The sequence below is a fragment of the Shinella pollutisoli genome (assembly GCF_024609765.1).
Taxonomy (GTDB): Bacteria; Pseudomonadota; Alphaproteobacteria; order Rhizobiales; family Rhizobiaceae; genus Shinella; species Shinella pollutisoli.
Genome location: NZ_JANFDG010000013.1, coordinates 16,359 through 39,194, shown reverse-complemented (window position 1 = coordinate 39,194; position 22,836 = coordinate 16,359). Strand labels below are relative to the sequence as shown.

The 22,836-nt window shown below is 67.6% G+C and carries 26 protein-coding genes, 1 tRNA gene and 1 pseudogene; 15 read left to right on the top strand and 13 right to left on the bottom strand.

Annotated features, from left to right (window positions below; genetic code table 11):
- Positions 1-3 precede the first annotated feature (3 nt).
- The 3 genes from NNZ72_RS12120 to NNZ72_RS12110 form a co-directional block, all read right to left on the bottom strand.
- A complete protein-coding gene (locus NNZ72_RS12120) occupies positions 4-297 on the bottom strand; it encodes a hypothetical protein (RefSeq protein WP_257315575.1) in 294 nt (97 codons plus the stop codon).
- A gap of 78 nt (positions 298-375) precedes the next feature.
- Positions 376-837: a hypothetical protein gene (locus tag NNZ72_RS12115; RefSeq protein ID WP_257315574.1), complete on the bottom strand. Its 462-nt coding sequence runs from the start codon at positions 835-837 to the stop codon at positions 376-378.
- Between the two features lie 59 nt (positions 838-896).
- On the bottom strand, positions 897-1,997 hold the full coding sequence (locus tag NNZ72_RS12110; RefSeq protein WP_257315573.1) for a N4-gp56 family major capsid protein: 1,101 nt from the start codon (positions 1,995-1,997) through the stop codon (positions 897-899).
- A 148-nt stretch (positions 1,998-2,145) separates the two neighbouring features.
- On the opposite strand from NNZ72_RS12110, the gene NNZ72_RS12105 reads away from it, so the two are divergent.
- The 3 genes from NNZ72_RS12105 to NNZ72_RS12095 are packed head-to-tail and all read left to right on the top strand — an operon-like array spanning position 2,146 to position 3,642.
- Positions 2,146-2,934 carry an N-acetylmuramoyl-L-alanine amidase gene (locus NNZ72_RS12105; RefSeq protein ID WP_257315572.1) on the top strand — a complete coding sequence of 263 codons (789 nt, stop codon included), beginning with the start codon at positions 2,146-2,148 and terminating at the stop codon, positions 2,932-2,934.
- 23 nt (positions 2,935-2,957) lie between these two features.
- Positions 2,958-3,254, top strand: coding sequence for a hypothetical protein (locus NNZ72_RS12100; protein ID WP_257315571.1), 297 nt, complete (start codon positions 2,958-2,960; stop codon positions 3,252-3,254).
- 49 nt (positions 3,255-3,303) lie between these two features.
- Positions 3,304-3,642, top strand: coding sequence for a hypothetical protein (locus NNZ72_RS12095; protein ID WP_257315570.1), 339 nt, complete (start codon positions 3,304-3,306; stop codon positions 3,640-3,642).
- A gap of 193 nt (positions 3,643-3,835) precedes the next feature.
- Here NNZ72_RS12095 and NNZ72_RS12090 read toward each other — a convergent pair.
- Positions 3,836-3,912: transfer RNA gene (locus NNZ72_RS12090), tRNA-Arg, on the bottom strand.
- A 158-nt stretch (positions 3,913-4,070) separates the two neighbouring features.
- Between NNZ72_RS12090 and NNZ72_RS12085 the strand changes: the two genes are divergently transcribed.
- Positions 4,071-4,301, top strand: a complete 231-nt coding sequence (locus NNZ72_RS12085) for a hypothetical protein (protein ID WP_257315569.1) — start codon at positions 4,071-4,073, stop codon at positions 4,299-4,301.
- A gap of 65 nt (positions 4,302-4,366) precedes the next feature.
- On the opposite strand, the gene NNZ72_RS12080 is transcribed toward NNZ72_RS12085, so the two are convergent.
- The gene (locus NNZ72_RS12080; RefSeq protein ID WP_257315568.1) at positions 4,367-5,527 is read right to left on the bottom strand and encodes a M20 aminoacylase family protein; all 1,161 of its coding nucleotides are present in this window, start codon (positions 5,525-5,527) and stop codon (positions 4,367-4,369) included.
- 183 nt (positions 5,528-5,710) lie between these two features.
- On the opposite strand from NNZ72_RS12080, the gene NNZ72_RS12075 reads away from it, so the two are divergent.
- The gene (locus NNZ72_RS12075; protein WP_257315567.1) at positions 5,711-6,766 is read left to right on the top strand and encodes a D-alanyl-D-alanine carboxypeptidase family protein; all 1,056 of its coding nucleotides are present in this window, start codon (positions 5,711-5,713) and stop codon (positions 6,764-6,766) included.
- An 11-nt stretch (positions 6,767-6,777) separates the two neighbouring features.
- Positions 6,778-7,917: a CobW family GTP-binding protein gene (locus NNZ72_RS12070; RefSeq protein WP_257315566.1), complete on the top strand. Its 1,140-nt coding sequence runs from the start codon at positions 6,778-6,780 to the stop codon at positions 7,915-7,917.
- Between the two features lie 184 nt (positions 7,918-8,101).
- On the opposite strand, the gene NNZ72_RS12065 is transcribed toward NNZ72_RS12070, so the two are convergent.
- The 5 genes from NNZ72_RS12065 to NNZ72_RS12045 form a co-directional block, all read right to left on the bottom strand.
- Positions 8,102-8,344 (bottom strand): sulfurtransferase TusA family protein, encoded by a 243-nt coding sequence (locus tag NNZ72_RS12065; RefSeq protein WP_257315565.1) that lies wholly within the window; start codon positions 8,342-8,344, stop codon positions 8,102-8,104.
- Positions 8,341-9,582 (bottom strand): L,D-transpeptidase family protein, encoded by a 1,242-nt coding sequence (locus tag NNZ72_RS12060; RefSeq protein ID WP_257315564.1) that lies wholly within the window; start codon positions 9,580-9,582, stop codon positions 8,341-8,343. Before NNZ72_RS12060 ends, NNZ72_RS12065 begins: the two co-directional genes overlap by 4 nt.
- 177 nt (positions 9,583-9,759) lie before the next feature.
- Complete coding sequence (locus NNZ72_RS12055) at positions 9,760-10,713, bottom strand: acetyl-CoA carboxylase carboxyltransferase subunit alpha (RefSeq protein WP_257315563.1); 954 nt, start codon at positions 10,711-10,713, stop codon at positions 9,760-9,762.
- Positions 10,714-10,791: 78 nt separating this feature from the next.
- Positions 10,792-11,739: a site-specific tyrosine recombinase XerD gene (gene xerD / locus NNZ72_RS12050; RefSeq protein WP_257315562.1), complete on the bottom strand. Its 948-nt coding sequence runs from the start codon at positions 11,737-11,739 to the stop codon at positions 10,792-10,794.
- On the bottom strand, positions 11,736-11,885 hold the full coding sequence (locus tag NNZ72_RS12045; protein ID WP_257315561.1) for a hypothetical protein: 150 nt from the start codon (positions 11,883-11,885) through the stop codon (positions 11,736-11,738). The genes xerD and NNZ72_RS12045 overlap by 4 nt, the downstream gene beginning before the upstream one ends.
- 151 nt (positions 11,886-12,036) lie before the next feature.
- On the opposite strand from NNZ72_RS12045, the gene NNZ72_RS12040 reads away from it, so the two are divergent.
- From NNZ72_RS12040 to NNZ72_RS12030, 3 genes and pseudogenes are all read left to right on the top strand, one after another.
- Positions 12,037-12,627: a shikimate kinase gene (locus tag NNZ72_RS12040; RefSeq protein WP_257315560.1), complete on the top strand. Its 591-nt coding sequence runs from the start codon at positions 12,037-12,039 to the stop codon at positions 12,625-12,627.
- A complete protein-coding gene (gene aroB, locus NNZ72_RS12035) occupies positions 12,624-13,751 on the top strand; it encodes a 3-dehydroquinate synthase (RefSeq protein WP_257315559.1) in 1,128 nt (375 codons plus the stop codon). The genes NNZ72_RS12040 and aroB overlap by 4 nt, the downstream gene beginning before the upstream one ends.
- A 176-nt stretch (positions 13,752-13,927) precedes the next feature.
- Positions 13,928-14,638 (top strand): annotated as a pseudogene (locus NNZ72_RS12030) (transporter associated domain-containing protein); the annotation flags it as partial.
- Here NNZ72_RS12030 and NNZ72_RS12025 read toward each other — a convergent pair.
- Entirely contained in the window at positions 14,639-14,920 is a 282-nt protein-coding gene (locus NNZ72_RS12025) for a BolA family protein (protein WP_257315558.1), read from the bottom strand.
- An 82-nt stretch (positions 14,921-15,002) separates the two neighbouring features.
- Here NNZ72_RS12025 and NNZ72_RS12020 point away from each other — a divergent pair, with 82 nt between their 5' ends.
- The 4 genes from NNZ72_RS12020 (at position 15,003) to NNZ72_RS12005 (ending at position 19,692) form a co-directional block, all read left to right on the top strand.
- Positions 15,003-15,629 carry a J domain-containing protein gene (locus NNZ72_RS12020; protein WP_257315672.1) on the top strand — a complete coding sequence of 209 codons (627 nt, stop codon included), beginning with the start codon at positions 15,003-15,005 and terminating at the stop codon, positions 15,627-15,629.
- Between the two features lie 119 nt (positions 15,630-15,748).
- Entirely contained in the window at positions 15,749-16,747 is a 999-nt protein-coding gene (gene cobS / locus NNZ72_RS12015; protein WP_257315557.1) for a cobaltochelatase subunit CobS, read from the top strand.
- A 19-nt stretch (positions 16,748-16,766) separates the two neighbouring features.
- Positions 16,767-18,668 carry a cobaltochelatase subunit CobT gene (gene cobT / locus NNZ72_RS12010; protein WP_257315556.1) on the top strand — a complete coding sequence of 634 codons (1,902 nt, stop codon included), beginning with the start codon at positions 16,767-16,769 and terminating at the stop codon, positions 18,666-18,668.
- Positions 18,669-18,672: 4 nt separating this feature from the next.
- Positions 18,673-19,692 (top strand): esterase-like activity of phytase family protein, encoded by a 1,020-nt coding sequence (locus NNZ72_RS12005; RefSeq protein WP_371747753.1) that lies wholly within the window; start codon positions 18,673-18,675, stop codon positions 19,690-19,692.
- A 146-nt stretch (positions 19,693-19,838) separates the two neighbouring features.
- On the opposite strand, the gene NNZ72_RS12000 is transcribed toward NNZ72_RS12005, so the two are convergent.
- Both NNZ72_RS12000 and rpmB read right to left on the bottom strand, forming a co-directional pair.
- Complete coding sequence (locus NNZ72_RS12000) at positions 19,839-20,477, bottom strand: VUT family protein (RefSeq protein WP_257315555.1); 639 nt, start codon at positions 20,475-20,477, stop codon at positions 19,839-19,841.
- Between the two features lie 114 nt (positions 20,478-20,591).
- Complete coding sequence (gene rpmB, locus NNZ72_RS11995) at positions 20,592-20,876, bottom strand: 50S ribosomal protein L28 (RefSeq protein WP_257315554.1); 285 nt, start codon at positions 20,874-20,876, stop codon at positions 20,592-20,594.
- A gap of 271 nt (positions 20,877-21,147) precedes the next feature.
- Between rpmB and NNZ72_RS11990 the strand changes: the two genes are divergently transcribed.
- On the top strand, positions 21,148-21,924 hold the full coding sequence (locus NNZ72_RS11990) for a DUF3108 domain-containing protein (protein ID WP_257315553.1): 777 nt from the start codon (positions 21,148-21,150) through the stop codon (positions 21,922-21,924).
- 28 nt (positions 21,925-21,952) lie between these two features.
- Positions 21,953-22,834 (top strand): aromatic amino acid exporter YddG, encoded by an 882-nt coding sequence (gene yddG, locus NNZ72_RS11985; RefSeq protein WP_257315552.1) that lies wholly within the window; start codon positions 21,953-21,955, stop codon positions 22,832-22,834.
- The last annotated feature ends 2 nt before the right edge of the window (positions 22,835-22,836 follow it).

The following is a 22,836-nucleotide window of genomic DNA, read 5'->3' as shown; positions in this document are numbered from 1 at the left end:
AAATTACCTCTTGCGCCGGCCGCGCCCGCGCTGCTGAGCCCGGGTGCCGTCGGGGGTGTCGGCGTCGGGGGTGTCGCCGTCGTGCTCGTCATGAGTATCGTCGTCCTCGGTCTCCGACGAGGGCACGGGAGGCTCTTCTTCGACCTCACGATAGTGTGCGACCGAAAGCAGGCACGACCGGTGCACCAGGTTCTCGACCTCGGTGACGAAACGGCCATGCTCGTCGCGTTCGAAGTGATAGGTCTCGCTGCCGACGGTGATGGCTACCGCTCCGAGAAGGCATTCGATGGGTTTCATGGCTCTCTCCGATCTCTTCTGAACAGAAAGGGGGCACTGCGCCCCCTTTCCCGGTTTCGGCTACGGGCGCTGGTCGGCCTATTCGGTGGCGAGCAGGACGGTCAGGCCGATCTGGCCGGCGGCAAAGGCGGCCGCCGCGGCGGTGCACTTCACGCCGATGGCGCGGTCCGCGGCCGCCGCTGCCGTGCGAAACGCCGTCTTGATCGAGGCACGTTCGACGCCGCCGGCGCGGCCGATCGTGGACCCGCTGAAGAACTGGTTGCCGCAGGTCCTGGCACCGTCGTCTGCGCCGACGTCGCCCGACATGATGCCGACGTCGAAGGAGACCGCCGCCGCGCCGTCGGTGTCGATGTCGTCGCAGTCGAGAATGGCATCCACGACGCGCGTGCCGGCGGGGATCACCCCGAGCTCGAGGATGTCGCCGACCTGCATCGCCGCGGCGATGGTGTGCGCGAACCTCATGGCGACGACGCCACCGGCGACCGAGGGATAGGCGATGGGAGCGATGCCCTTGGCGTATTTGCTCTGGATGAGCGTCATGACGAAGATCCTTGTGAAGTGGGACGAGCAGCGCGCCCGGCGTGCCGGGCACGCCGATATCAGGCCGCGTTCGGGTCCTTGCTGGCGGTGTCGATCGACAGGACGCCGTAGTCGCGCCCCTGGAACCGGGTCTTCTTGACGCCGTTGATCACGCCGGCGGCAACGACGGGTTCGTTGCCGTGGTCCTTCGTTTCCTCCGTCCAGGTGTAGCGGAACCCGCCGGCCGAACCGAAGGCGATCACACCGGCCTGGCGACCCATGAAGAGAGCGCGGCCGGCATGCACGTCGCTGCCGGCGCCATAGTCGCGGAAGCGGATCGCCCACTCGTGCGAATGCAGCACGGTGTTGTTGATCATGCCGAGCCCGCCCTTGAAGATGGGATTGGCACGGCCCTCTGCCGTGATCGCCGCCTTCTGGATTTCGAGCCAGCCGCCCTGGTCCGAATTGCGCAGGTCATGTTCCTGGTACGGGTTCATGACCATGACGTAGTGCGCCTCGCCGTTGATCATGATGGGCGTCATGCTGGCGTTCTTGGGATCGCGCGCCGCCATCATACGGGCGCCCACCTGGGCCCGCTCGATCACGGCGCGGGTCATCTTGTCGTTGGCGGCAAGCGTCGCCTTCGACGTCGCGGCGCCGCCGTAGAGGATGTGGTCGCTGTCGGGCGCCTGGATCGGATTCTCGGCATGCCCCACCCAGGCGACATCCTCGATGAAGTCCTCGTTGATGCCCCTCGAGCCCGACAGGTAGATGAAGATCATCTGGTCGTTGAACTTCGACCAGTAGTCGGACAGACGGGCCTTGCCGACCTGACGCATGTTGTGGGCGGTGCGCTTGCGCGACATCTTGCCCCCGGCCGACACGCCGTGGCGCATCTGGTCGATCTTGATCTGGTCGGAAGCGAACTTGAGGTTCTCCTCCTTGCCTTCCAGCCGGTTGTCGCCATAGGTCGGCTTGTTGCGGAGTTGGATCGACAGATCAAACGTGATCGTATCGCCGGCTTCCGATTCGAGATCGGTCAGCCGCTGGATCGCGAACTCGTCACTGGTGCCGATGAACTTGCGGTCGAAGTAGCTCTTTTTCGTGATGTCGATGAAGAGCGCGCCGGACCATTTCTTCTGGGCCTTGGGGTCGCCGAAGGCGACAACGGTCTGGGTCATGAGTGCCAGTCTCCTGAAGGGGAAGGGTCAGCACTCATGCGCGTTGCTGCGGAAACTACTGGAATTTCCGCATTGTTGCAATAAGACGCGCGTGATATTGAAAGCTCGACCTCGCGCATGAGTGCGGCAACCCCAACGGGAGCTGCCCATGTCCGCGACGAAGCCCTCCACCCCGAATACGAGCATCCTGAAACGCGGCAGCAAAGGCGCCACGGTAAAGGAACTGCAGCGGCTCCTCAATCTCGCGGGAGCCGCGCCCCCCCTGTCCATTGACGGCGATTTCGGCGGAAAGACCGATGCGGCGGTCCGGGCGATCCAGTCGCGCCTCGGCCTGGTTGTCGACGGACTGGTCGGCCAGCAAACGACGACGGCGCTTAAACGGGCGACAACGCCCGTAACGTCCGGCCGGCCCGAACCCGACAAATCGGCGATGGCTGGCGCTGTGCCGGCGGCCGCTGTTGTCCCGAGCGGGGCAAACCCGCCGCCGAACGCGGCAAGCCTCATCCTCCTCGATACGACCAGGGCGATCGACACGATCTGGATTCATTGCGCGGCAACGCCGGAGGGAAAAGACTATACCGTTGCCGACATCCGCGCGTGGCACAAGGCCCGCGGCTGGAGCGACATCGGCTACCACTATGTCATCTACCGGGACGGGAGCATCCATCTCGGTCGTCCGATCGGGCAGATCGGCGCGCACGTCGAGGGGCACAACCTCAACTCGGTCGGCATCGTCTACGTCGGCGGGCTCGCCGCGGACGGAAAGACGGCCAAGGACACCCGCACGGCTGCACAGCGCTCATCCCTGCTCTGGCTCACCGACGCTCTCCGCGCAAAGCATCGCGGCATCAAGCGGGTACGTGGCCACAACGAGGTGGCGGCCAAGGCCTGCCCGTCCTTCGACGTCCGGCGCGACCCGCTCGGCCTCGCCGCCTGATCCCCAGACGAAAGGAAATCCCGATGAACACGAACCTTGTGCACAACCTCCTCAATGTCCTCATCGCCCTCGTCGGGCTCGTGACCACCGTGATGCTGGCCACGGGGTGCACCACCATCGTCACCGGTGCGCTCGAATGCTCGCAGTCCTGGCTCAGCCCCACGTGGGCCAGCGTCGCCATCACCGCCATGGCGGTCCTGAAAGGCGCGATCAACGTCCTGCGCGACGGGATCTCCGGCCTCGCCAAGGTTCAGCCGCCGGTCGTGGACAAGGAAACGTTGCGGCGCATCCAGGACGAAATCGACAGGGCGGGGGCGTAGAGGCATTGGCCGCGCTCCATCCGATCACCCCCGCTGAGGACGAGGTACAATGAAGCTCGAACTCGCCACCATCATCCAGAGCACGCTCGACGCGCTCGGGCTCAACGGCTCGGTGCTCGTCGCGGGCGGCGCGGGCGGTGTCCTACGCGCTCTTTCCTCCCGCAGGCATACCCTGCGGGAGCGCATCGTCTCCCCCATCTGCGGCGCCATCGCCGCCGGCTATCTGACGTCGTTCGCGGTGCACGCACTCTACAAGACCGCGCTACCGCTCCCCGAGGACCCGGCCGTCACGATCGGCACGGTGGGGTTTCTGATCGGCGCCTGCGCGATGTGGATCAGCGATGCGCTGATGCTGATCGCGATGCGCTGGATCAAGTCGGGCGGCTGATTCCATTGTTCCGCTATCCCGGAACAAGCTAGTTCCGCTCCCCAATATCCCATGACGCCGCGAGCCATTTTGCGCCAATTTTGCGCCATGGAATCCCCGCTAACTCGCGGAAGCACTGTAAATATTGGTAAAATTCGGCAAGCGATGGCACATGAAAGTCGGGGATTTCAGCGGCTTAACTTATTGATTTTATTGGTGATCCCGCCGCGATTCGAACGCGGGACCCCCAGATTAGGAATCTGGTGCTCTATCCTGCTGAGCTACGGGACCACTGACCAGAACCCATACAAAAGCTCGTCCTGGAAGCCAAGCGATTTTGCGGCCGTCGCGGGCCTGTTCCGTGCGAAACAGCGGAAGGCCGGCGGCCGTGGGAAAGTGGGTCATCGGATGGAAATGGTTCCATCCCGCCGGACCACAGGAGAGTTCCCATGCGCAGAATCGTTCTTTCCGCCGCCGTCGCCGCGCTCGCGGCGCTGTCCTTCGCCGCCCCGTCGCAGGCCGGCGGCCTGTCCATCGGCTTCGGCTTCGGCCATGGCTGGGGCCACGGCGGCTACGTCTCCGTCTACGAGGACTACGGCCACCACTGCTTCTGGAAGAAGATCAAGCGCTACGACAAGTGGGGCAACCTGGTCGTCAAGCGCGTCCGCATCTGCGATTGACGCCTGCCCGTCCCCTCGATCCTCCCCGCCTCGCCCGGCTGACCGTCCCTGCAGCCGGGCGCTTTTTATGCCGAGAGCCGGCTCTCGGCGAGCTTGACCCAGTAGGTCACCCCGTGCGGGATGGCGTCGTCGTTGAAGTCGTAGGCCGGATGGTGCAGCCCGGCGGTGTCGCCGTTGCCGATGAAGACGAAGGCGCCGGGCCGCGACAGCAGCATGTAGGAGAAATCCTCGCCCCCCATCATCGGCGCCAGCGCCGGCTCGACCGCCGCCTCGCCGGCGATCTCGCGCGCGACGGCGACGACGTGGCCCGTCTCCTCGGCATGGTTGACCGTCACCGGATAGTTGCGGTGATAGGAAACGGCGATCTCCGCGCCGTTCGCCGCCGCGATGCCGGCGCAGATCTGGCGGATGCGCGCCTCCGCCTCGTCGCGCATCGCCGGGCTGAGCGTGCGTACCGTGCCGGCGAGCTGCGCCTCCTCGGGAATGACGTTGTGGGCGAAGCCGGCATTGAACTTGGTGACGGAGACGACGAGCGAGGCGATCGGGTCGGCAACGCGCGAGACGATGGTCTGCAGGGCCGTCACGACCTGCGCGCCGATGACGATCGGGTCCACCGTCCGGTGCGGCAGCGCCGCATGGCCGCCGCGGCCCTTGACGGCGATCACGAACTCGTCGGTCGCGGCCATGATCGCGCCCGCCCGCGTGCCGAAGGCGCCGACCGGCATGCCCGGCAGGTTGTGCATGCCGTAGACCTCGGCGATGCCGAAGCGCTCCATCATGCCGTCCTTCACCATCTCGTTGCCGCCGCCGCCGCCTTCCTCCGCCGGCTGGAAGATCACGGCGACTTGGCCTGCGAAATTGCGCGTCTCGCAGAGATATTTCGCAGCCCCCAGCAGCATCGCCGTGTGGCCGTCGTGGCCGCAGGCGTGCATCTTGCCCCGGACGGTCGAGGCCCAGGGCTTGCCGCTCGCCTCCTCGATCGGCAGCGCGTCCATGTCGGCGCGAAGCCCGATGGTGCGCCCCTCGGCCCTGCCGCGGATGAGGCCGACGACGCCGGTGCGGCCGATGCCCGTCACCACCTCCTCGACGCCGAAGGCCCGCAGCTTCTCCGCCACGAAGGCCGCCGTCTTCTCGACGGCGAAGAGCAGTTCCGGCTGCCGGTGCAGTTCCCGGCGCCAGCCGGCGATCTCGTCCTGCATCTCGGCGGCGCGGTTCAATATGGGCATGCAATGTTCCTGTCGGTGTTTTGCGCCGGAAACCGGCGAACGTCTTTCGTTGGCTTTGCCATCGCGGTGCCACATAGGTTAAATAGGGCGACGGTTGGAAACAACTCCCGATTTCGAGGAAACGAGATGACTGGACGAACGACGCGCCGGCGCGGACGGCTCCTTGGCCCGGCGCTTCTGGCGATGGCTTCCCTCCTGGCCACCGGCGCCGCCGCCGGCCCCCGCATGCTGGTCGACGTGAACACGCTGAAGGTCCTCGACCACGAGGACGCGTTCCAGAAGTGGTATCCCGCCTCGCTCACCAAGCTGATGACGGCCTATACCGTGTTCCGCGCCATCAAGGCGGGCGAGCTGACGCTGGAAAGCCCGGTCGTCATGAGCAAGCACGCCGCCGCCGAGCCGCCGAGCAAGATGTATTTCAAGCCCGGCCAGAAGATGACGCTCGACAGCGCGCTGAAGATCATCCTGGTGAAATCGGCCAACGACGTCTCCGTCGCCATCGCCGAATCGGTCGCCGGCTCCGAGCAGGCCTTCGTCGACCGCATGAACGCCGAGGCGCAGCGGATCGGCATGAGCTCGTCCCGCTTCATCAATCCGAACGGCCTGCCCGGCAAGGGCCAGTACACGACGGCGCGCGACCTCGCCGTGCTCGCCGTGACGCTGAAGCGCGAGTTCCCGCAATATGCCGGCTATTTCGCGCTTGAAGGCTTCACCACCGGCAAGAAGCAGTATCCGAACTACAACATGCTGATCGGCCGCTTCGACGGCGCAGACGGCATGAAGACCGGCTTCATCTGCGCATCCGGCTTCAACCAGGTCTCCTCGGCCACCCGGGGCGGCCGCAGCGTCGTCTCCGTCGTGCTCGGCTCCGACAGCCTCGGGGCGCGGGCGGACATCTCCGCCGACATGCTCCAGCGCGGCCTGACGATGAATGCCGGCAACGCGCCCACCCTCGGCCAGCTCCGCCCCTACGGCGAGACGCGCGACATGGTCGCCGACGTCTCGAAGGAGATCTGCTCGAAGCACGCCGCCAAGGTGCGCAGCGAGGGCCGCGACGAGGCGGGCCGGCAGAAGCTCACCTCGCCGCACATCCACGAGCTGAACCGGCCGCTGAAGCTCGTCTTCGCCGGCCTGATCGGCGGCGACGAGCCGAAGACGGCGGCGGGCGGCAAGGCGGTCGCCGCCGGCATGGGCGACATCGCCAACGTGCCGGTCCCGATCCCGCGCCCCGTCTTCTGACAGGAGTCCCCATGATCTCGGCCGAACAGCGCGTACCGGTCTCCGTCGTGACCGGCTTCCTCGGCGCGGGCAAGACGACGCTCCTGAACCGTCTTCTCAAGGAGCCGTCGCTTTCCGACACCGCCGTCATCGTCAACGAGTTCGGCGAGGTCGGCATCGACCACCTGCTGGTCGAGCGCTCGGGCGACGGCATCATCGAGCTTTCCGACGGATGCCTCTGCTGCACCGTGCGCGGCGAGCTGGTCGACACGCTCGCCGACCTGATGGACCGCCTGCAGACGGGCCGCATCCGGTCGCTGAAGCGAGTCGTCATCGAGACGACCGGGCTTGCCGATCCCGCGCCGGTGCTGCAGGCGATCATGGGCAATCCCGTCATCGCCCAGTCCTTCGCCCTCGACGGCGTGGTGACGGTGGTCGACGCCGTCAACGGGCTTTCGACGCTCGCCAGCCATGCCGAGGCGGTGAAGCAGGCCGCCGTCGCCGACCGCATCGTGCTGACCAAGACGACGCTTGCCGACGCCGGCACCGTCGCCGCCGTGCGAGGCGAGATCGCCGCGCTCAACCCGCGCGCCGCCGTCACGGACGCCGAGGCGCCGATCACGCCCGACCTTCTCGTCAACGGCCTCTACGATCCGGAGACGAAGAGCCCGGACGTGCGCCGCTGGCTGCACGAGGAGGCCCATGGCGACGGTCACCACCACCATCATCACCACGAGCATGGGCACGGGCACGACCATCACCACCATCAGCACGCCCACGACGTGACGCGCCACGACGCGACGATCCGTTCCTTCTCCATCGTCCACGATCGCCCGATCGATCCGATGGCGCTCGACATGTTCGTCGACCTGCTGCGCTCGGCTCATGGCGAGAAGCTCCTGCGCATGAAGGCGATCGTCCAGCTCTCGACCAATCCCGAGCGGCCCGTCGTGCTGCACGGCGTGCAGAGCGTGTTCCACCCGCCGGAACGGCTTGCCGCCTGGCCGGACCCGTCCGACCGGCGCACGCGCATGGTGCTGATCACCCGCGACCTGCCGGAGGCCTTCGTGCGCGACCTCTTCGACGCCTTCACCGGCACGCCGAAGATCGACCGCCCGGACCGCGCGGCGCTGGAGGACAACCCGCTGGCGGTCCCGGGGTTCAAGTTTTAGAAGACGTACGGGATATTGCCCCTCACCTGCCTGCCGGCATCCTCTCCCCGCAAGCGGGGCGGGGAGCGCTGGGGGCACGGGTTTCCTGTGCCCGAGAAGGAAGGAAGACCCCGCCCCATCCCCTTCTCCCCGCCTGCGGGGAGAAGGTGGCGGCAGCCGGACGAGGGGCAAAGCCCCGTCCGCCTCACCCGGCCTTGCGGATCAAGAACCGGTGCCCGTCGGCGAGCCGTTCGCTCGCCTCCAGCACATGGCCGTCCTCGCGGCAGAAATGGGGGATGTCGATGACGGCGAGCGGGTCGGTCGTCTCGACCCAGAGCGCGGCGCCGGCCGCCATGGCGGAGAGGCGCTTGCGCGTGCGCAGCACCGGCAGGGGGCATTTCAGGCCGCGCAGGTCATAGACGTCCGATGCGGCGGCAACGTCCGTCATTTCTGCCAGAACTTCCAGAAGGGCTTCTTCGGCTGGATCTCCGCGGCGACGTCCACGCCCGGGTTCTCCTCCGGCACCGGCAAGGCCGCGGCGGCACCGGCAGCCGCCTTTTCCGCCTTCTTCGCCGCGACGTCGGCGGCAAGCGCCTCGGCTTCGCGGGCCTTGCGCTCCTCGGCCTCCTGCACGGCGCGGGCCTCCGCCTCGATCTTGCGGCGCTCGGCCTCCTCGGCGCGCTTCTTCTGCTCCTCGATCTCACGCAGCGTCATCAGCTTGCCGGCGTCGATCGAGCTTCCGGTCGGGGCGTAGGCGAGCTCGCGGCCCTTGCGCTGGTCGGCGACGATCGCCTTGCGCTGCGCTTCCGACGGCTCGAGCCAGACCGTGCCCTCGTATTTCTTCATCGCCGTCGCGTAGGCCGTCTCGTAGGACTTGTTGTAGCTCGCGAGCGCCATCTCGAGCGCCGCCGGCGTCGTCATCGCCGGGCAGGCGGCCGTCGGCGACAAGGCCTTCTCCGACTGCTGGTTGAAGACGTACTTCCGCTCGCAGACCTTCACCTCCGGCGGCCGCTTCGTCACCTCGAAGTGATCGTAGCCGACCTTCAGCATCTTCCAGAATTCCATGTTCGGATTGTCGCGATGCCGCGCCATGTTCTCCGCCGTCATCCGGAAGGGGAAGGCCTGGAGCTGGATCGTCTCCTGCCCGCCCTTGAAGGCGTCGCGCGCAAAGGCGAAGATCTCGACCATCTGCTCGTCGGTCATCGAGTAGCAGCCCGACGAGGAGCAGGCGCCGTGGATCATCAGATGGCTGCCGCTCGCGTTGTTGGCGCGGTCGTAGGTGTTCGGAAAGCCGGTGTTGATCGCCAGATAATAGCTCGAATTCGGATTGAGATGGTGGCGGGAGAGCGGATAGAAGCCCTCGGGCGCCTGGCGGTCACCCTCCTTGCGCTTCGGCCCGAGCTTGCCCGACCAGGCGCAGATCTTGTAGCTCTTGACCATCTGGAAGCGGTTGGTGCGGTCGGCCTTCCAGACCTCCAGCGTGCCCTCCTCCTTGAAGATGCGGACCATCACCGGCGCGAGCCGGTCGATGTTCATCGACGCCATCTTCTGGAGCACCTTGCCGGAAAGCTGGTACTCGACCTTGTTCTTCACCGACTTGATGTCGACGGTGTCGAGCGTCTCGTTCGTGCAGCCGGCGGCGGCCACGGCGAGGAGCGATACGGCAGCGAGAACTCTCAGGCGCATTACGGAAAGCCCATGACAATCATCAGATCGTAAACCGTCGCGCCGACCGGCGGACGCGCAATTCTCCCGGCTTATACTTCATAAATCGTTAACCGGAAATTCTTTCGCGAGGCTGTCGGAAGACCGCCCCGTTCAGACACGAGGAATGTGGCCGAGATGGGGCGGAAGCCCCGGTTCTCAGAGCTGGCGGCCGATGTTGAGGTAGCGCTGGCGCCGCTCCTTGCGAAGCTGGTCACCGGGCTTGGCGGAAAGATCCTTCAGCGCCGCGGCGATCACGTCGCCGGTGCGCGATATCACCGTTTCCGGATCGCGGTGCGCGCCGCCCACCGGCTCGGGGATGATGCCGTCGATGACGCCGAGCGCCTTCAGGTCCTCGGCCGTGATCTTCATGTTGCTCGCCGCCTCCTTGGCGCGGGTGGAGTCGCGCCAGAGGATGGAGGCCGCCCCTTCCGGCGAGATCACGCTGTAGATGGCGTGCTCCAGCATGTAGACCCGGTCGCCGGTGGCGATGGCGATCGCGCCGCCCGAGCCGCCCTCGCCGATGACGACGGAGACGATCGGCACGCGGACGTTGAGACACATCTCGGTGGAGCGGGCGATGGCCTCCGCCTGGCCGCGTTCCTCCGCGCCGATGCCCGGATAGGCGCCGGCCGTGTCGATGAGGGTGACGACCGGCAGGCCGAAGCGGTCGGCCATCTCCATGATGCGGATCGCCTTGCGGTAGCCTTCCGGCCGGGCGCTGCCGAAGTTGTGGCGCAGCCGCGACTTCGTGTCGTTGCCCTTCTCCTGGCCGATGATGGCGACGGGCTCGCCGCGGAAGCGGCCGAGGCCGGCCTGGATCGCCTCGTCCTCGGCGAACTTGCGGTCGCCGGCGAGCGGCGTGAACTCGTCGAACAGGCTTCCGGCGAAATCGAGGAAATGCGGCCGCTGCGGATGGCGCGCGACCTGCGTCTTCTGCCAGGGGGTGAGCTTGGAATAGATGTCGGCCATCGCCTCGCGGGCACGGACCTCCAGACGGCCGATCTCGTCCGTCGTATCGATGCTCTCATCGTCCTCGGCGAGCTTCTTCAGCTCGTGGATCTTGCCTTCGAGGTCCGAGATGGGCTTTTCGAAATCGAGGTAATTGTGCATGAGATGCGTTTCCGATCGTTTGCTCAAACCGCCTCGGGCGCACGCGGCCCCGGGGGCCGGTCGCAAGCGGTGGGGGTCCTAATCCGGCTTTTTTGCCTGTTTGGCAAGGGGGTGATGGGCCTGAACCAGCGCATGCAGCCGTTCTTCCAGCACATGCGTATAGATTTGTGTCGTCGAAATGTCCGCATGGCCGAGGAGTTCCTGGACGGCCCTCAGATCCGCCCCGTTCTGGAGCAGATGGCTCGCGAAGGCGTGGCGCAGCACGTGCGGCGAGAGGCTCGCGGCGCGGATTCCGGCCCGACCGGCGAGCGCCTTCAGGTCGCGCGCGAAGACCTGCCGCGGCAGGTGGCCCTCCCTGCTCTTCGCCGGAAAGAGGAAGTCTCCCGTCGCCGGATCGTCGCCCGTCCCGGCGGCGAGCGCCTCGCCATAGGCGGCAAGGGCCGCGATCGCCGCACGCGACAGCGGCACCAGCCGTTCCTTGTTGCCCTTGCCGCGGACGACGAGGAAGCGCCCCGCCTGCGACAGCACGCTCGCCGGCAGCGAGACGAGCTCGCTGACGCGCATGCCCGTCGCATAGAGGAGCTCGACCAGCGCATGCAGGCGGCGGCGCACGAGCAGGTCCGGCCCGGGCTCCGCGGCTTCCGCCGCCGCCCGCTCGATCAGCCGGCCGACGTCCTCGACGCTCAGCGTCTTCGGCAGCGCCCGGCCCTTCCTCGGCGCGTCGAGGATGCCGGTCGGGTCGTCGCCCCGCAGCCCCTCGCCGTAGAGGAACCTGTAGAACTGTCGGAGCGCCGACAGCCGCCGCGCCTGCGAGGACGGGGCGAAGCCCTGCCCCGCCAGATGGGCGAGATAGGCGCTCAGATCCCCGGAGGCGGCCTCCGTCAACCGCACGCCGCGCCCGTTGAGGAAGGCGCGCGCATCCGAAAGGTCGCGCTCGTAGGACTGCAGCGTGTTGGCGGCTGCACCCCGCTCGGCGCTCATCATCTCCAGGAAGGATTCCACCTGCAGCGCCGACGGGTCCCTCATGGCGCGGGGTTCACCCGTTCGGAGGGGATGCGGATCGTCACCTCGCGCTCGGTCGGCTCGACGAAGGTCACGAGCGCGACCATGGTGCCGTAGATCGACCCGGCGATCACGGCGCAGAAGAACAGGAATCGGAACAGGGTCGGCATGATGCTCTCCGCAGGGTCCTTCCTATATCGCCCCGCCATCTGCCGAGCGCAAGGGATGTGGATCCTCGGGGTCGAGCCGAGGACCCACCGCAGGCTTGACGCTTCGGACAATTTTGTCCGATACCGGAGCGGACAGAAACCGGGCCGCCCCATGACCGAGACGCTCCAGCAGCCTCCCCTCACGCTCGCAGAAGAGGCGCGCGCCGCGCTCGGCAGGCGCAACCTCGTGCTGATCGGCCTGATGGGGGCGGGGAAATCCGCGATCGGCCGGCTGACGGCGCAGGCGCTCGGCATTCCCTTCATCGATTCCGACCACGAGATCGAGCGCGTCTCGCGCATGTCGATCACCGACCTCTTCGCCGCCTATGGCGAGGAGGAGTTCCGCGCGCTCGAGACCCGGGTGATCAAGCGGCTCTTGCGCACCGGCCCGCGCGTCGTCTCCACCGGCGGTGGCGCCTATATCAACGAGCGCACGCGCAAGCACATCAAGCGCGGCGGCCTCACCGTCTGGCTGAAGGCCGACCTCGACGTGCTCTGGGAGCGCGTCAACAAGCGCGACACCCGCCCGCTGCTCAAGACGGAGAACCCGCGCCAGACGCTGGAGAACCTGATGAACGCCCGCTACCCGGTCTATGCCGAGGCGGATCTCACGGTCATGTCGCGCGACGTGAAGAAGGAAACCATGGTGGAGGAGGTGCTCGCCGCCATCGCCTCCACCCGCAGGAACGCAGGAAGCGAATGACCGCCGACACCCCCAACCGCCGCACCGTCCGCGTCGAGCTCGGCGAGCGCGCCTACGACATCCTGATCGGCCCCGGCCTGATCGCCTCGGCCGGCCGCGAGATCGCCGGCCGCCTGAAGGGCCGGAAGATCGCCGTCGTCACCGACGAGCACGTCGCTCCCCTCTATCTCGACGCCTTCATGGCGGCCCTTGCCGCCGAAGGCATCGACGCCGTCTCGCTGGTCCTGCCGGCCGGCGAGAAGACGAAGAGCTTCGAGCCGCTGATGGCGGTCTGCGACAAGGTGCTCGCCGCCCGCATCGAGCGCAACGACGCGGTGGTGGCGCTCGGCGGCGGCGTCATCGGCGATCTCACCGGCTTTGCCGCCGGCATCGTCCGGCGCGGCTCGCGCTTCATCCAGGTGCCGACCTCGCTGCTCGCCCAGGTCGATTCCTCCGTCGGCGGCAAGACCGGCATCAACTCCCCCCACGGCAAGAACCTGATCGGCGTCTTCCACCAGCCCGACCTCGTGCTCGCCGACACCGACGTGCTCGACACGCTCTCGCCCCGCGAGTTCCGCGCCGGCTATGCCGAGGTCGCCAAATACGGGCTGATCGACAAGCCGGACTTCTTCGACTGGCTGGAGAAGAACTGGCGCGACGTCTTCGCCGGCGGTCCCGCCCGCATCGAGGCGATCGCCGGGAGCTGCCAGGCCAAGGCCGACGTGGTGGCCGCCGACGAGCGCGAAAACGGCCAGCGCGCGCTGCTCAACCTCGGCCACACCTTCGGCCACGCGCTGGAGGCGGCGACGCAATACGACAGCGCCCGCCTCGTCCATGGCGAGGGGGTCTCGATCGGCATGGTGCTCGCCCACCAGTTCTCCGCCCGCATGAACCTCGCGAGCCCCGACGACGGCAGCCGCGTCGAGGCGCATCTCAGGGAAGTCGGCCTGCCGACATCCGTCCATGAGATCCCCGGCGGCCTGCCGCCGGCCGAGGTGCTGATGGACGCCATCGCCCAGGACAAGAAGGTCAAGGCCGGCAAGCTCACCTTCATCCTGACGCGCGGCATCGGCCGGTCCTTCGTCGCCGACGACGTGCCGCAGTCCGAGGTCCTCGCCTTCCTGAAGGAGAAGCTGTCGGCATGAACGGCGCCGTGCCCGTCGCCTCCGGTTACTGGCTCTTCCTGCCGCTGGTCGCGGGGTTGCTCGTCGGCCTCGTCCTCCTGCTGCGCTGGAGGGACGCATATCTGCGCCGCCCGCAGGCGGCCGAGAGCGAGGGCGAGCGCCGCGCCGGCCCGTCGCAGTCCGACGCCGGCCGGGCCGACCGCGTCGGCAACGGCCTCGACCTCTCCGCGCTGGAAGTCTCCGACATCATGATCCACCGCACGGCGATGCGCGGCCTCAATGCCGACGACCCGCCCGAGACGATCGTCAAGGCGATGCTCGAAAGCCCCTATACGCGCATGCCGCTCTGGCGCGGCTCGACCGACAACATCGTCGGCGTCGTCCATGCCAAGGACCTTTTGCGCGCGCTCGCCCAGCCCGGCGTCGAGCCGAGGAACCTCGACATCACCGAAGTGGCGCAGAGGCCGTGGTTCGTGCCGGAGACCACCAGCCTCAAGGACCAGCTCAACGCCTTTTTCCGGCGCAAGGAGATCTTCGCGACCGTGGTCGACGAATATGGCGAGGTGCAGGGCCTCGTCACGCTGCAGGACATCCTGAAGGAGATCGTCGGCGACATTTCCGACGAGCACAGCATCGACCTGCAGGGCGTACGCCAGGAGGCGGACGGCTCCATCGTCGTCGACGGCGGCGTGCCGATCCGCGATCTCAACCGCGCGCTCGACTGGAACCTGCCGGACGAGGAGGCGACGACGATCGCCGGCCTCGTCATCCACGAATCGAAGTCGATCCCCGAGGAGCGCCAGGCCTTCACCTTCTACGGCAAGCGCTTCATCGTCATGAAGCGGGTGAAGAACCGCCTCACCCGGCTGCGCATCCGCCCCGCCGACCTGCCGCCGGCCGCGTCCTGATCACCAGCGGACCGGCTCGCCGGGCGCGGCGGCTTCCACGGCGAGCGCATGCAGCCCCGCGTCGAATTCCGACGTCAGCAGGTCGTTGATCGCCCGGTGGCGGGCGACGCGGCCCATGCCGGCGAAGGCCGGCGCGACGATGCGCACCCGCATGTGCGTCTCGCCCTCGCCGTCGAAGCCCGGCTGGTGGCCGACATGCAGCCCGCTCTCGTTGATCACCTCGAGACGCTCGGGCGCGAAAGCGGCCGTCAGCTTCTCCTCGATGCTTGTGCGGATGGACATCGGAAAACCTCGCAAATGGTTCCACCAAGCCAGCAACAATCCGCTTTGTCAATTCTTGTTGGCGGGGCCCCGCGACCCCATAATCAGGGCCATGAAACTCGATTCCAAATATTTCGACCGCATCCGCACGCGGCGGCGGGTGGAGCGGCCCGAACGCACGGCGCCCACCTGCCAGTGGGACGGCTGCGAGGAGAATGCCGTGCACCGCGCGCCGGTCGGGCGCAACGCGGAAGGCCAGTATTTCATGTTCTGCTTCGAGCACGTCAAGGAATACAACAAGGGCTACAACTACTTCTCCGGCCTTTCCGACAGCGAGATCGCCCGCTACCAGAAGGAGGCGATCACCGGCCACCGCCCGACCTGGACCATCGGCGTCAACAAGGCGGCGAAGAACGGCCCGGCGCAGGGCACGGCACGCTCCGGCACCGCCGGGGCAAATCAGCGCATCCGCGACCCCTTCGGCTTCTTCGAACAGGGCCGCAACGCGCGGCCCGAACCGCGCGCGCGAAAACTGAAGACCCTGGAGGCCAAGGCTTACGACACGCTGGGCCTGACGGCGACCGCCACCGCGGACGACATCAAGTCGGCCTACAAGGCCCTTGTCAAAAAGCATCATCCCGATGCAAATGGCGGAGACAGGGGCTCGGAGGAGCGTTTTCGGGCGGTCATCCAGGCATATCAATTGTTAAAGCAGGCCGGCTTCTGCTAGAGCATCTTGCAACCGGATGGAATCATCCGGCGTTGCACGAATGCGGCTAGGCGAAAGCCTGAACGGCGACAGCAGATATTGGGGCGGGCGCACGCGCGGCTTTCGCCCGCGGAGACGTGATGAGCAAGATGGATATCGACATTTCCAACCTCCCCGACACCACGGTGTCCGTCAGGGAGGTCTTCGGCATCGACACGGACATCCGGGTGCCGGCCTATTCCAAGCCGGACGCCTACGTGCCCGATCTCGACCCGGACTACCTCTTCGACCGGGAGACGACGCTCGCCATCCTCGCCGGCTTCGCCCACAACCGCCGCGTCATGGTCTCCGGCTATCACGGCACCGGCAAGTCGACCCATATCGAGCAGGTCGCCGCCCGCCTCAACTGGCCCTGCGTGCGCGTCAACCTCGACAGCCACGTGAGCCGCATCGACCTCGTCGGCAAGGACGCGATCGTCATCAAGGACGGCTTGCAGGTCACGGAATTCAAGGACGGCATCCTGCCCTGGGCCTACCAGCACAATGTCGCGCTCGTCTTCGACGAATACGACGCGGGGCGTCCGGACGTGATGTTCGTCATCCAGCGCGTGCTGGAATCCTCCGGCCGGCTGACGCTGCTCGACCAGAGCCGCGTCATCCGCCCGCATCCGGCCTTCCGCCTGTTCGCCACTGCCAACACGGTCGGCCTCGGCGATACGACCGGCCTCTACCACGGCACGCAGCAGATCAACCAGGCGCAGATGGACCGCTGGTCGATCGTCACCACGCTCAACTACCTGCCGCACGACAACGAGGTGTCGATCGTCGCCGCCAAGGTGAAGAAGCTCGCTTCGGCCAAGGACGGCCGCGAGACGATCTCGCGCATGGTGCGCGTCGCCGACTTGACGCGCGCCGCCTTCATCAACGGCGACCTCTCCACCGTCATGAGCCCGCGCACGGTCATCACCTGGGCGGAGAACGCGGAGATCTTCGGCGACATCGCCTTCGCCTTCCGCGTCACCTTCCTCAACAAGTGCGACGAGCTGGAGCGCACGCTGGTGGCCGAGCTCTACCAGCGCGCCTTCGGCGTCGAGCTGAAGGAGAGCGCGGCCAACATCGTGCTGGAGGCGACGGCCTGAGGGCCGCGCGGAGAAGGCCATGGCTGCTCGCGGTGACAATCTGAGGCCGAAGCCCGGCGGCGTGGTCGACGTGGAGCCGTTCCGCCGCGCGGTGACGGGCTGCGTGCGCGCGGTGTCCGGCGACGCCGAGGTGGAGGTCTCCTTCGCCAACGAGCGTCCCGGCATGACCGGCGAGCGCATCCGCCTGCCGGAGCTCTCCAAGCGTCCGACGCCGTCCGAGGTCGCCGTCACCCGCGGGCTCGGCGATTCCATGGCGCTGCGCAAGGCCTGTCACGACGCCCGCGTCCACGCCACCATGTCGCCCGAGGGCGCGGACGCCCGCGCCATCTTCGACGCCGTCGAGCAGGCGCGCGTCGAGGCGATCGGCGCCAACCGCATGCGCGGCATGGCACAGAATCTCGACGCCGTGCTGTCGGAGAAATATACCAAGGCGAATTTCGGCGCGATCAGCCGCCAGGCCGACGCGCCGCTCGCCGAGGCCGTCGCCCTCATCGTGCGCGAGAAGCTGACGGGCCAGGCCCCGCCCGCCTCCGCCGGCAAGGTGCTCGACCTCTGGCGCGACTACCTGGAGGACAAGGCCGGCACGGACATGACCGGGCTTGCCGGCACGATGAACGACCAGCAGGCCTTCGCCCGCGTCGTGCGTCACATGCTCGCCTCCATGAACGTCGCCGAAGACCTCAGCGACGAGGAGATCGAGCCGGACGACAGCGAGACGCCGGAGGACGAGGACCAGCCGCGCAGCGACGAGCAGGAGGACACGGAATCCCAGGAGGAGGCCGGCGACGAGGCCGCACCCGCCGAGGAGAACCAGACCTCCGACGAGGAGATGGACGAAGGCGAGATGGACGGCGCGGAGATTTCCGACGACGACCTCGCCGACGACGACAGCGACGACAGCGAGACGCCCGGCGAGACCCGCCGCCCGGCCGATCCCTTCACCGACTTCAACGAGAAGGTCGACTACACCGTCTTCACCGAGGAATTCGACGAGACGATCACGGCGGAAGAACTCTGCGACGAGGCCGAGCTCGAGCGGCTGCGCGCCTTCCTCGACAAGCAGCTCGCCCACCTGCAGGGCGCGGTCGGCCGGCTCGCCAACCGCCTGCAACGAAGGTTGATGGCGCAGCAGAACCGCGCCTGGGAATTCGACCTGGAGGAGGGCTACCTCGACAGCGCCCGCCTGCAGCGCATCATCATCGACCCGATGCAGCCGCTCTCCTTCAAGCGCGAGAAGGACACGACCTTCCGCGACACCGTCGTGACGCTGCTCATCGACAATTCCGGCTCGATGCGCGGCCGGCCGATCACGGTCGCCGCCACCTGCGCCGACATCCTCGCCCGCACGCTGGAGCGCTGCGGCGTCAAGGTGGAGATCCTCGGCTTCACCACCAAGGCCTGGAAAGGCGGCCAGTCGCGCGAAAAATGGCTGGCGAGCGGCAAGCCGCAATCGCCGGGCCGCCTCAACGACCTGCGCCACATCGTCTACAAGGCCGCCGACGCCCCCTGGCGGCGTGCGCGCCGCAACCTCGGCCTGATGATGCGCGAGGGCCTGCTCAAGGAGAACATCGACGGCGAGGCGCTGATCTGGGCGCACAACCGCCTGCTCGGCCGCTCCGAGCAGCGGCGCATCCTGATGATGATCTCGGACGGCGCGCCGGTCGACGATTCGACGCTGTCGGTGAACCCCGGCAACTATCTCGAACGGCATCTGCGCGCGGTGATCGAGCAGATCGAGACGCGCTCGCCGGTCGAGCTGCTGGCCATCGGCATCGGCCACGACGTCACCCGCTACTACCGCCGCGCCGTCACCATCGTCGATGCCGACGAGCTCGCCGGAGCCATGACCGAGCAGCTCGCCTCGCTCTTCGCCGACGAATCGACGAGCCGCCGGCCGGCCGGCCGGCGCCGGGCGGGCTGAGGGCGTGGCCGGCCTTCGCGTCGGACGCCACCTGCGCCTCCTCGCGCTGTCGGCCTGCCTTTCGCTTGCGAGCCTGCAACCGGCGGCCGCCGACGGCACCGATCTCCCCGTCGCAAGCCGCGCCCTGTCGAGCTTCGCCTTCGGCTCCGACAGACAGGTGTTCGGCAAGCTCGAATTCCTCGGCGGCATCGTCTACTCCTCGTCCGACCCGCTGCTCGGCGCCGTCTCGGCGATCCGCTTCCGCGCCGACCGCGAGCATTTCGTCGCCGTGCTCGACACCGGCCACTGGCTGACGGGCCGCGTCACGCGCGGCGCGGACGGCCGGCTCGGCGGACTTGCCGACGTGGCGGTGCGCTCGATGCTCGACGAGAACGGCCGGACGGAGAGCAACAAGGCGCGGATGGATGCGGAGGGGCTGGCGATCGGCGCGGGCGAGCTTCTCGTCAGCTACGAGGGCCGCCACCGCATCGACGCCTATCCGGACCCCGGCTTCATGGAGGCGAAGCCGTCGCGCCGCCTGCCCTTCCCCTTCCCGCGTTCGGAGATGCGCACCAATCGCGGGCTGGAGACGCTCGCCATGGCGCCGGAGGCGGGGCCGCTCGGCGCCGTGCCCGTCACCGTCGCCGAGCGCAGCCTCGATGCCGACGGCCACCTGCTCGCCGCCGTCCTCGACGGCCCGCGTGCCGGCACCTTCGCGGTGCGGCGCGAGGACCCGTGGGACGTGACCGACGGCGCCTTCCTGCCGAACGGCGACCTCCTGCTTCTGGAACGCCGCTTCCGCCTGTCGGACGGCGTGGGCATGCGCATCCGCCGTTTCGACGGCGCGGCGATCCGCCCCGGCGCCGTCCTCGACGGCGAGGTGCTGATCGACGCCGACCTCAGCCAGCAGATCGACAACATGGAAGGCATGGACGTGGTGGCGATGGAGGACGGCGAGATCCGCATCGTCGTCGTCTCCGACGACAACCACTCGATCCTCCAGCGCAACCTGATGCTGGAGTTCCGCCTGCTGCAGGAGAAGTAGAGCCGCGCCGCCCTCTCATCCGGCCCTCCGGGCCACCGTCTCCCCGCAGGGGAGAAGGAAAGACGAGACGTTTGCGTTCTTCGCCTTCTCCCGTGCGGGGAGACGGTGGCGGCAGCCGGATGAGGGGGCTTGAAGCGCTATCGTCCTCAGGCGAGCTTTTCCACGCCCGGCATCGGCTTCAGCCTGCTCATCAGTGCCCCGTAGGGCAGCAGCATGACGAAGCCGACGAGCACCTTCACCGAGAAATCGCCCATCGCCCAGGAGATCCAGCGCGGCGCCTCGGCCGAAAGCACGCCGAGGATCGGCGCCCATTCGATGGCGAAGTCGTCGTTCGGCCCGAACAGCGAGAAGGCCGGCGCGAAGGCGAAGGAGAAGAACAGCACGGTGTCGAGCATCGAGCCGATCAGCGAGGCGATCAGCGGCGCGCGCCACCAGGTCTGCCGGCGCAGCCGGTTGAAGACGGAGATGTCGAGGAGCTGCCCCGCGAGGAAGGCCGAGCCCGAGGCGATGGCGATGCGCGGCGTCGAGGCGGCGAACGAGAAGAACACCGCGACGATGAAGCCCGCCGCCACCACGCGCCGCGCCACCCGCGGCCCGAACTGGCGGTTGGTGAGGTCGGTGATGAGGAAGGCGACCGGATAGGTGAAGGCGCCGTAGGTGAGGAGGTCGCCGAGGCTGATGCCGAAGAGCGTGCCCGAAAGCGGGAACTGCACCAGCACGTTCGAGGCGACGACGACGGCGGTCATCAGGAGGACGTAGACGAGGGTAATGCGGTTCGCTTGCATTTTTTTATCCTGGGTGATGCCACCAGTTGGAGAAACGACGATGCCGGCAAAAGAGCGAGGCCTGACCGGCGTGCGGTCAAGCCTCGATCGGATCGGTGCGGCCTGCAGCCTTGATCAGGCGGCGGTCTTCTTGGCGATCTGGCGGCGCAGCAGGCGGGCGCGCATCGACAGTTCGTTCTCGTCCGACTTCAGCAGGAAGGCATCGAGGCCGCCGCGATGCTCGACCGAGCGGAGCGCTGCAGCGGAAACGCGCAGGCGGAAGCGCTGGCCGAGAGCGTCGGAGATCAGCGTGACGTTGCACAGGTTCGGCAGGAACTTGCGCTTGGTCTTGTTGTTCGCGTGGCTCACATTGTTGCCCGACTGGACGCCCTTGCCGGTCAATTCGCAACTACGGGACATGGTTACACCTATTTTTCTTGTGTTCGGGACAATACGTTTCCGGCACCGTAACCGGCCGCGGTCCGTCTGGCCTTTTAGGAAAGTCGCGGTTCTATAGTCACACCGGGCGGCAACGTCAAGCCAAACCTGCGGCGTCGGCGGATTTCAGTTGCCAAGTGCCGCGATTCGCAGGCAATAGCAACGGGTGGCGGATCGGCCGCGGCGCAGATTTGCCGCATTGGTTTGCCTTTCTGGCACGTTGCGGAACGTCTCGAACGGGAGTCGTGGGAAAATGAACTGGCGTGGATGGATTGCAGGTGCGGCCGCATCGCTTGCCCTTCTCGGCTTCGCCGCACCGCTTGCCTCGGCGGAGCGCGAGCACCGCACCGATTACAGCATCCGCCTCTCCGGCCTGCCGGTGGCGACGGCCTCCTTCCGCTCGGAATTCGACGGCAACCGCTACGTGATCTCCGGCAGCCTGCGCTCGGCCGGCCTCGCCGACATATTCTCCAGCACCCAGGGCACCACCTCGGTCTCCGGCGTCATCCGCCGCAACCGGCTGAGCGCCACCAGCTATTCCGTCTCCTACCGGAGCGGCAAGCGCAGCCGCGAGATCGACGTCACCTTCCGCAACGGCAACGTCGTCCAGGCCAGCATGACGCCGCCGCGCCGGCGGCCGAAGAACTGGGTTCCCGTGACGCGCGGCGACATGCGCTCGGTGCTCGATCCGATCTCCGGCCTCATCATCCCCGCCGGCAGCCGCGTCTGCCCGAAGACCCTGCCGATCTTCGACGGCGAATCGCGCCTCGACCTGAAGCTCAGCTCCAAGGGCACGCGGCCCTTCTCCACCCAGGGCTTCGAGGGCGAGGCCGTCGTCTGCGGCATCCGCTTCATCCCGAAGTCCGGCTATCGCAAGGGCCGCCACGACGTCGAATACCTGCGCAAGCTGACGACGATGGAGGTCTGGTTCGCCAAGGCGGAGGGTGCCGACGTCTATGCGCCCGTCTATGCGCAGATCCCCACCAGGCTCGGCCCCGTCACCGTTTCGGCGACGCGCTTCGGCAAGTGAACGCGAACTCCCCCGGAAAGGACAGGCCTTGACCCTGCGCGCGACGCTGATCGGCTTCTCGGCGATCCTGATGTGGGCGCTGCTCGCGCTCTTCACCGCCGCCTCCGGCCGGATGCCGCCGTTCCAGCTCTCGGCGATCTGCTTCCTGATCGGCAGCCTGCCCGGCATTACCGTGCTCGCCGCGAGGCCGGAGCGCATGCGCCTGCTCAGGCAGCCGGCGAAGGTGTGGGCCACCGGCATCGCCGGCCTGTTCGGCTACCACTTCCTCTATTTCACGGCGCTGCGCAACGCGCCGGCCGTCGAGGCGAGCCTGATCGCCTATCTCTGGCCGCTCTTCATCGTCGTCGGCTCGGCGCTGCTGCCGGGCGAGCGGCTGCGCGGGCACCACGTCGCCGGCGCGCTGGCCGGGCTCGCCGGCACGGTGCTGATCGTCGGCCGCAACGGCTTCTCCTTCGACGGCGCCTATCTCCTCGGCTACGCCGCGGCCTTCCTCTGCGCCTTCGCCTGGGCGGCCTATTCGCTCGCCACCCGCCGCTTTGGCGCGGTCTCGACGGACGTCGTCACCGGCTTCTGCCTTGCCACCTCGCTCCTCTCCTTCCTCTGCCACCTGATGCTGGAGACGACCGTCTGGCCGCAGACGGGCTTCGAATGGCTCGCCGTCGCCGGCCTCGGCCTCATGCCGGTGGGGGCCGCCTTCTACGCGTGGGACTACGGCGTGAAGAACGGCGACATCCAGATCCTCGGCGCCGCGAGCTATGCCGCGCCGCTGCTCTCCACCCTCGTCCTCGTCGTCACGGGCTTCGCCGAGCCGTCCTGGCGCATCGGCCTCGCCTGCCTGCTCGTCACCGGCGGCGCGGTGCTCGCCGCCCGCGACATGATCTTCCGCAGGCGCGCGCCCGCAACGGCCTGATA

Coding starts and splice junctions, on each gene's coding strand:
- NNZ72_RS12120 (WP_257315575.1), bottom strand. CDS start 297: ATGAAACCCATCGAATGCCTTCTCGGAGCGGTAGCCATCACCGTCGGC.
- NNZ72_RS12115 (WP_257315574.1), bottom strand. CDS start 837: ATGACGCTCATCCAGAGCAAATACGCCAAGGGCATCGCTCCCATCGCC.
- NNZ72_RS12110 (WP_257315573.1), bottom strand. CDS start 1,997: ATGACCCAGACCGTTGTCGCCTTCGGCGACCCCAAGGCCCAGAAGAAA.
- NNZ72_RS12105 (WP_257315572.1), top strand. CDS start 2,146: ATGTCCGCGACGAAGCCCTCCACCCCGAATACGAGCATCCTGAAACGC.
- NNZ72_RS12100 (WP_257315571.1), top strand. CDS start 2,958: ATGAACACGAACCTTGTGCACAACCTCCTCAATGTCCTCATCGCCCTC.
- NNZ72_RS12095 (WP_257315570.1), top strand. CDS start 3,304: ATGAAGCTCGAACTCGCCACCATCATCCAGAGCACGCTCGACGCGCTC.
- NNZ72_RS12085 (WP_257315569.1), top strand. CDS start 4,071: ATGCGCAGAATCGTTCTTTCCGCCGCCGTCGCCGCGCTCGCGGCGCTG.
- NNZ72_RS12080 (WP_257315568.1), bottom strand. CDS start 5,527: ATGCCCATATTGAACCGCGCCGCCGAGATGCAGGACGAGATCGCCGGC.
- NNZ72_RS12075 (WP_257315567.1), top strand. CDS start 5,711: ATGGCTTCCCTCCTGGCCACCGGCGCCGCCGCCGGCCCCCGCATGCTG.
- NNZ72_RS12070 (WP_257315566.1), top strand. CDS start 6,778: ATGATCTCGGCCGAACAGCGCGTACCGGTCTCCGTCGTGACCGGCTTC.
- NNZ72_RS12065 (WP_257315565.1), bottom strand. CDS start 8,344: ATGACGGACGTTGCCGCCGCATCGGACGTCTATGACCTGCGCGGCCTG.
- NNZ72_RS12060 (WP_257315564.1), bottom strand. CDS start 9,582: ATGCGCCTGAGAGTTCTCGCTGCCGTATCGCTCCTCGCCGTGGCCGCC.
- NNZ72_RS12055 (WP_257315563.1), bottom strand. CDS start 10,713: ATGCACAATTACCTCGATTTCGAAAAGCCCATCTCGGACCTCGAAGGC.
- xerD (WP_257315562.1), bottom strand. CDS start 11,739: ATGAGGGACCCGTCGGCGCTGCAGGTGGAATCCTTCCTGGAGATGATG.
- NNZ72_RS12045 (WP_257315561.1), bottom strand. CDS start 11,885: ATGCCGACCCTGTTCCGATTCCTGTTCTTCTGCGCCGTGATCGCCGGG.
- NNZ72_RS12040 (WP_257315560.1), top strand. CDS start 12,037: ATGACCGAGACGCTCCAGCAGCCTCCCCTCACGCTCGCAGAAGAGGCG.
- aroB (WP_257315559.1), top strand. CDS start 12,624: ATGACCGCCGACACCCCCAACCGCCGCACCGTCCGCGTCGAGCTCGGC.
- NNZ72_RS12025 (WP_257315558.1), bottom strand. CDS start 14,920: ATGTCCATCCGCACAAGCATCGAGGAGAAGCTGACGGCCGCTTTCGCG.
- cobS (WP_257315557.1), top strand. CDS start 15,749: ATGAGCAAGATGGATATCGACATTTCCAACCTCCCCGACACCACGGTG.
- cobT (WP_257315556.1), top strand. CDS start 16,767: ATGGCTGCTCGCGGTGACAATCTGAGGCCGAAGCCCGGCGGCGTGGTC.
- NNZ72_RS12000 (WP_257315555.1), bottom strand. CDS start 20,477: ATGCAAGCGAACCGCATTACCCTCGTCTACGTCCTCCTGATGACCGCC.
- rpmB (WP_257315554.1), bottom strand. CDS start 20,876: ATGTCCCGTAGTTGCGAATTGACCGGCAAGGGCGTCCAGTCGGGCAAC.
- NNZ72_RS11990 (WP_257315553.1), top strand. CDS start 21,148: ATGAACTGGCGTGGATGGATTGCAGGTGCGGCCGCATCGCTTGCCCTT.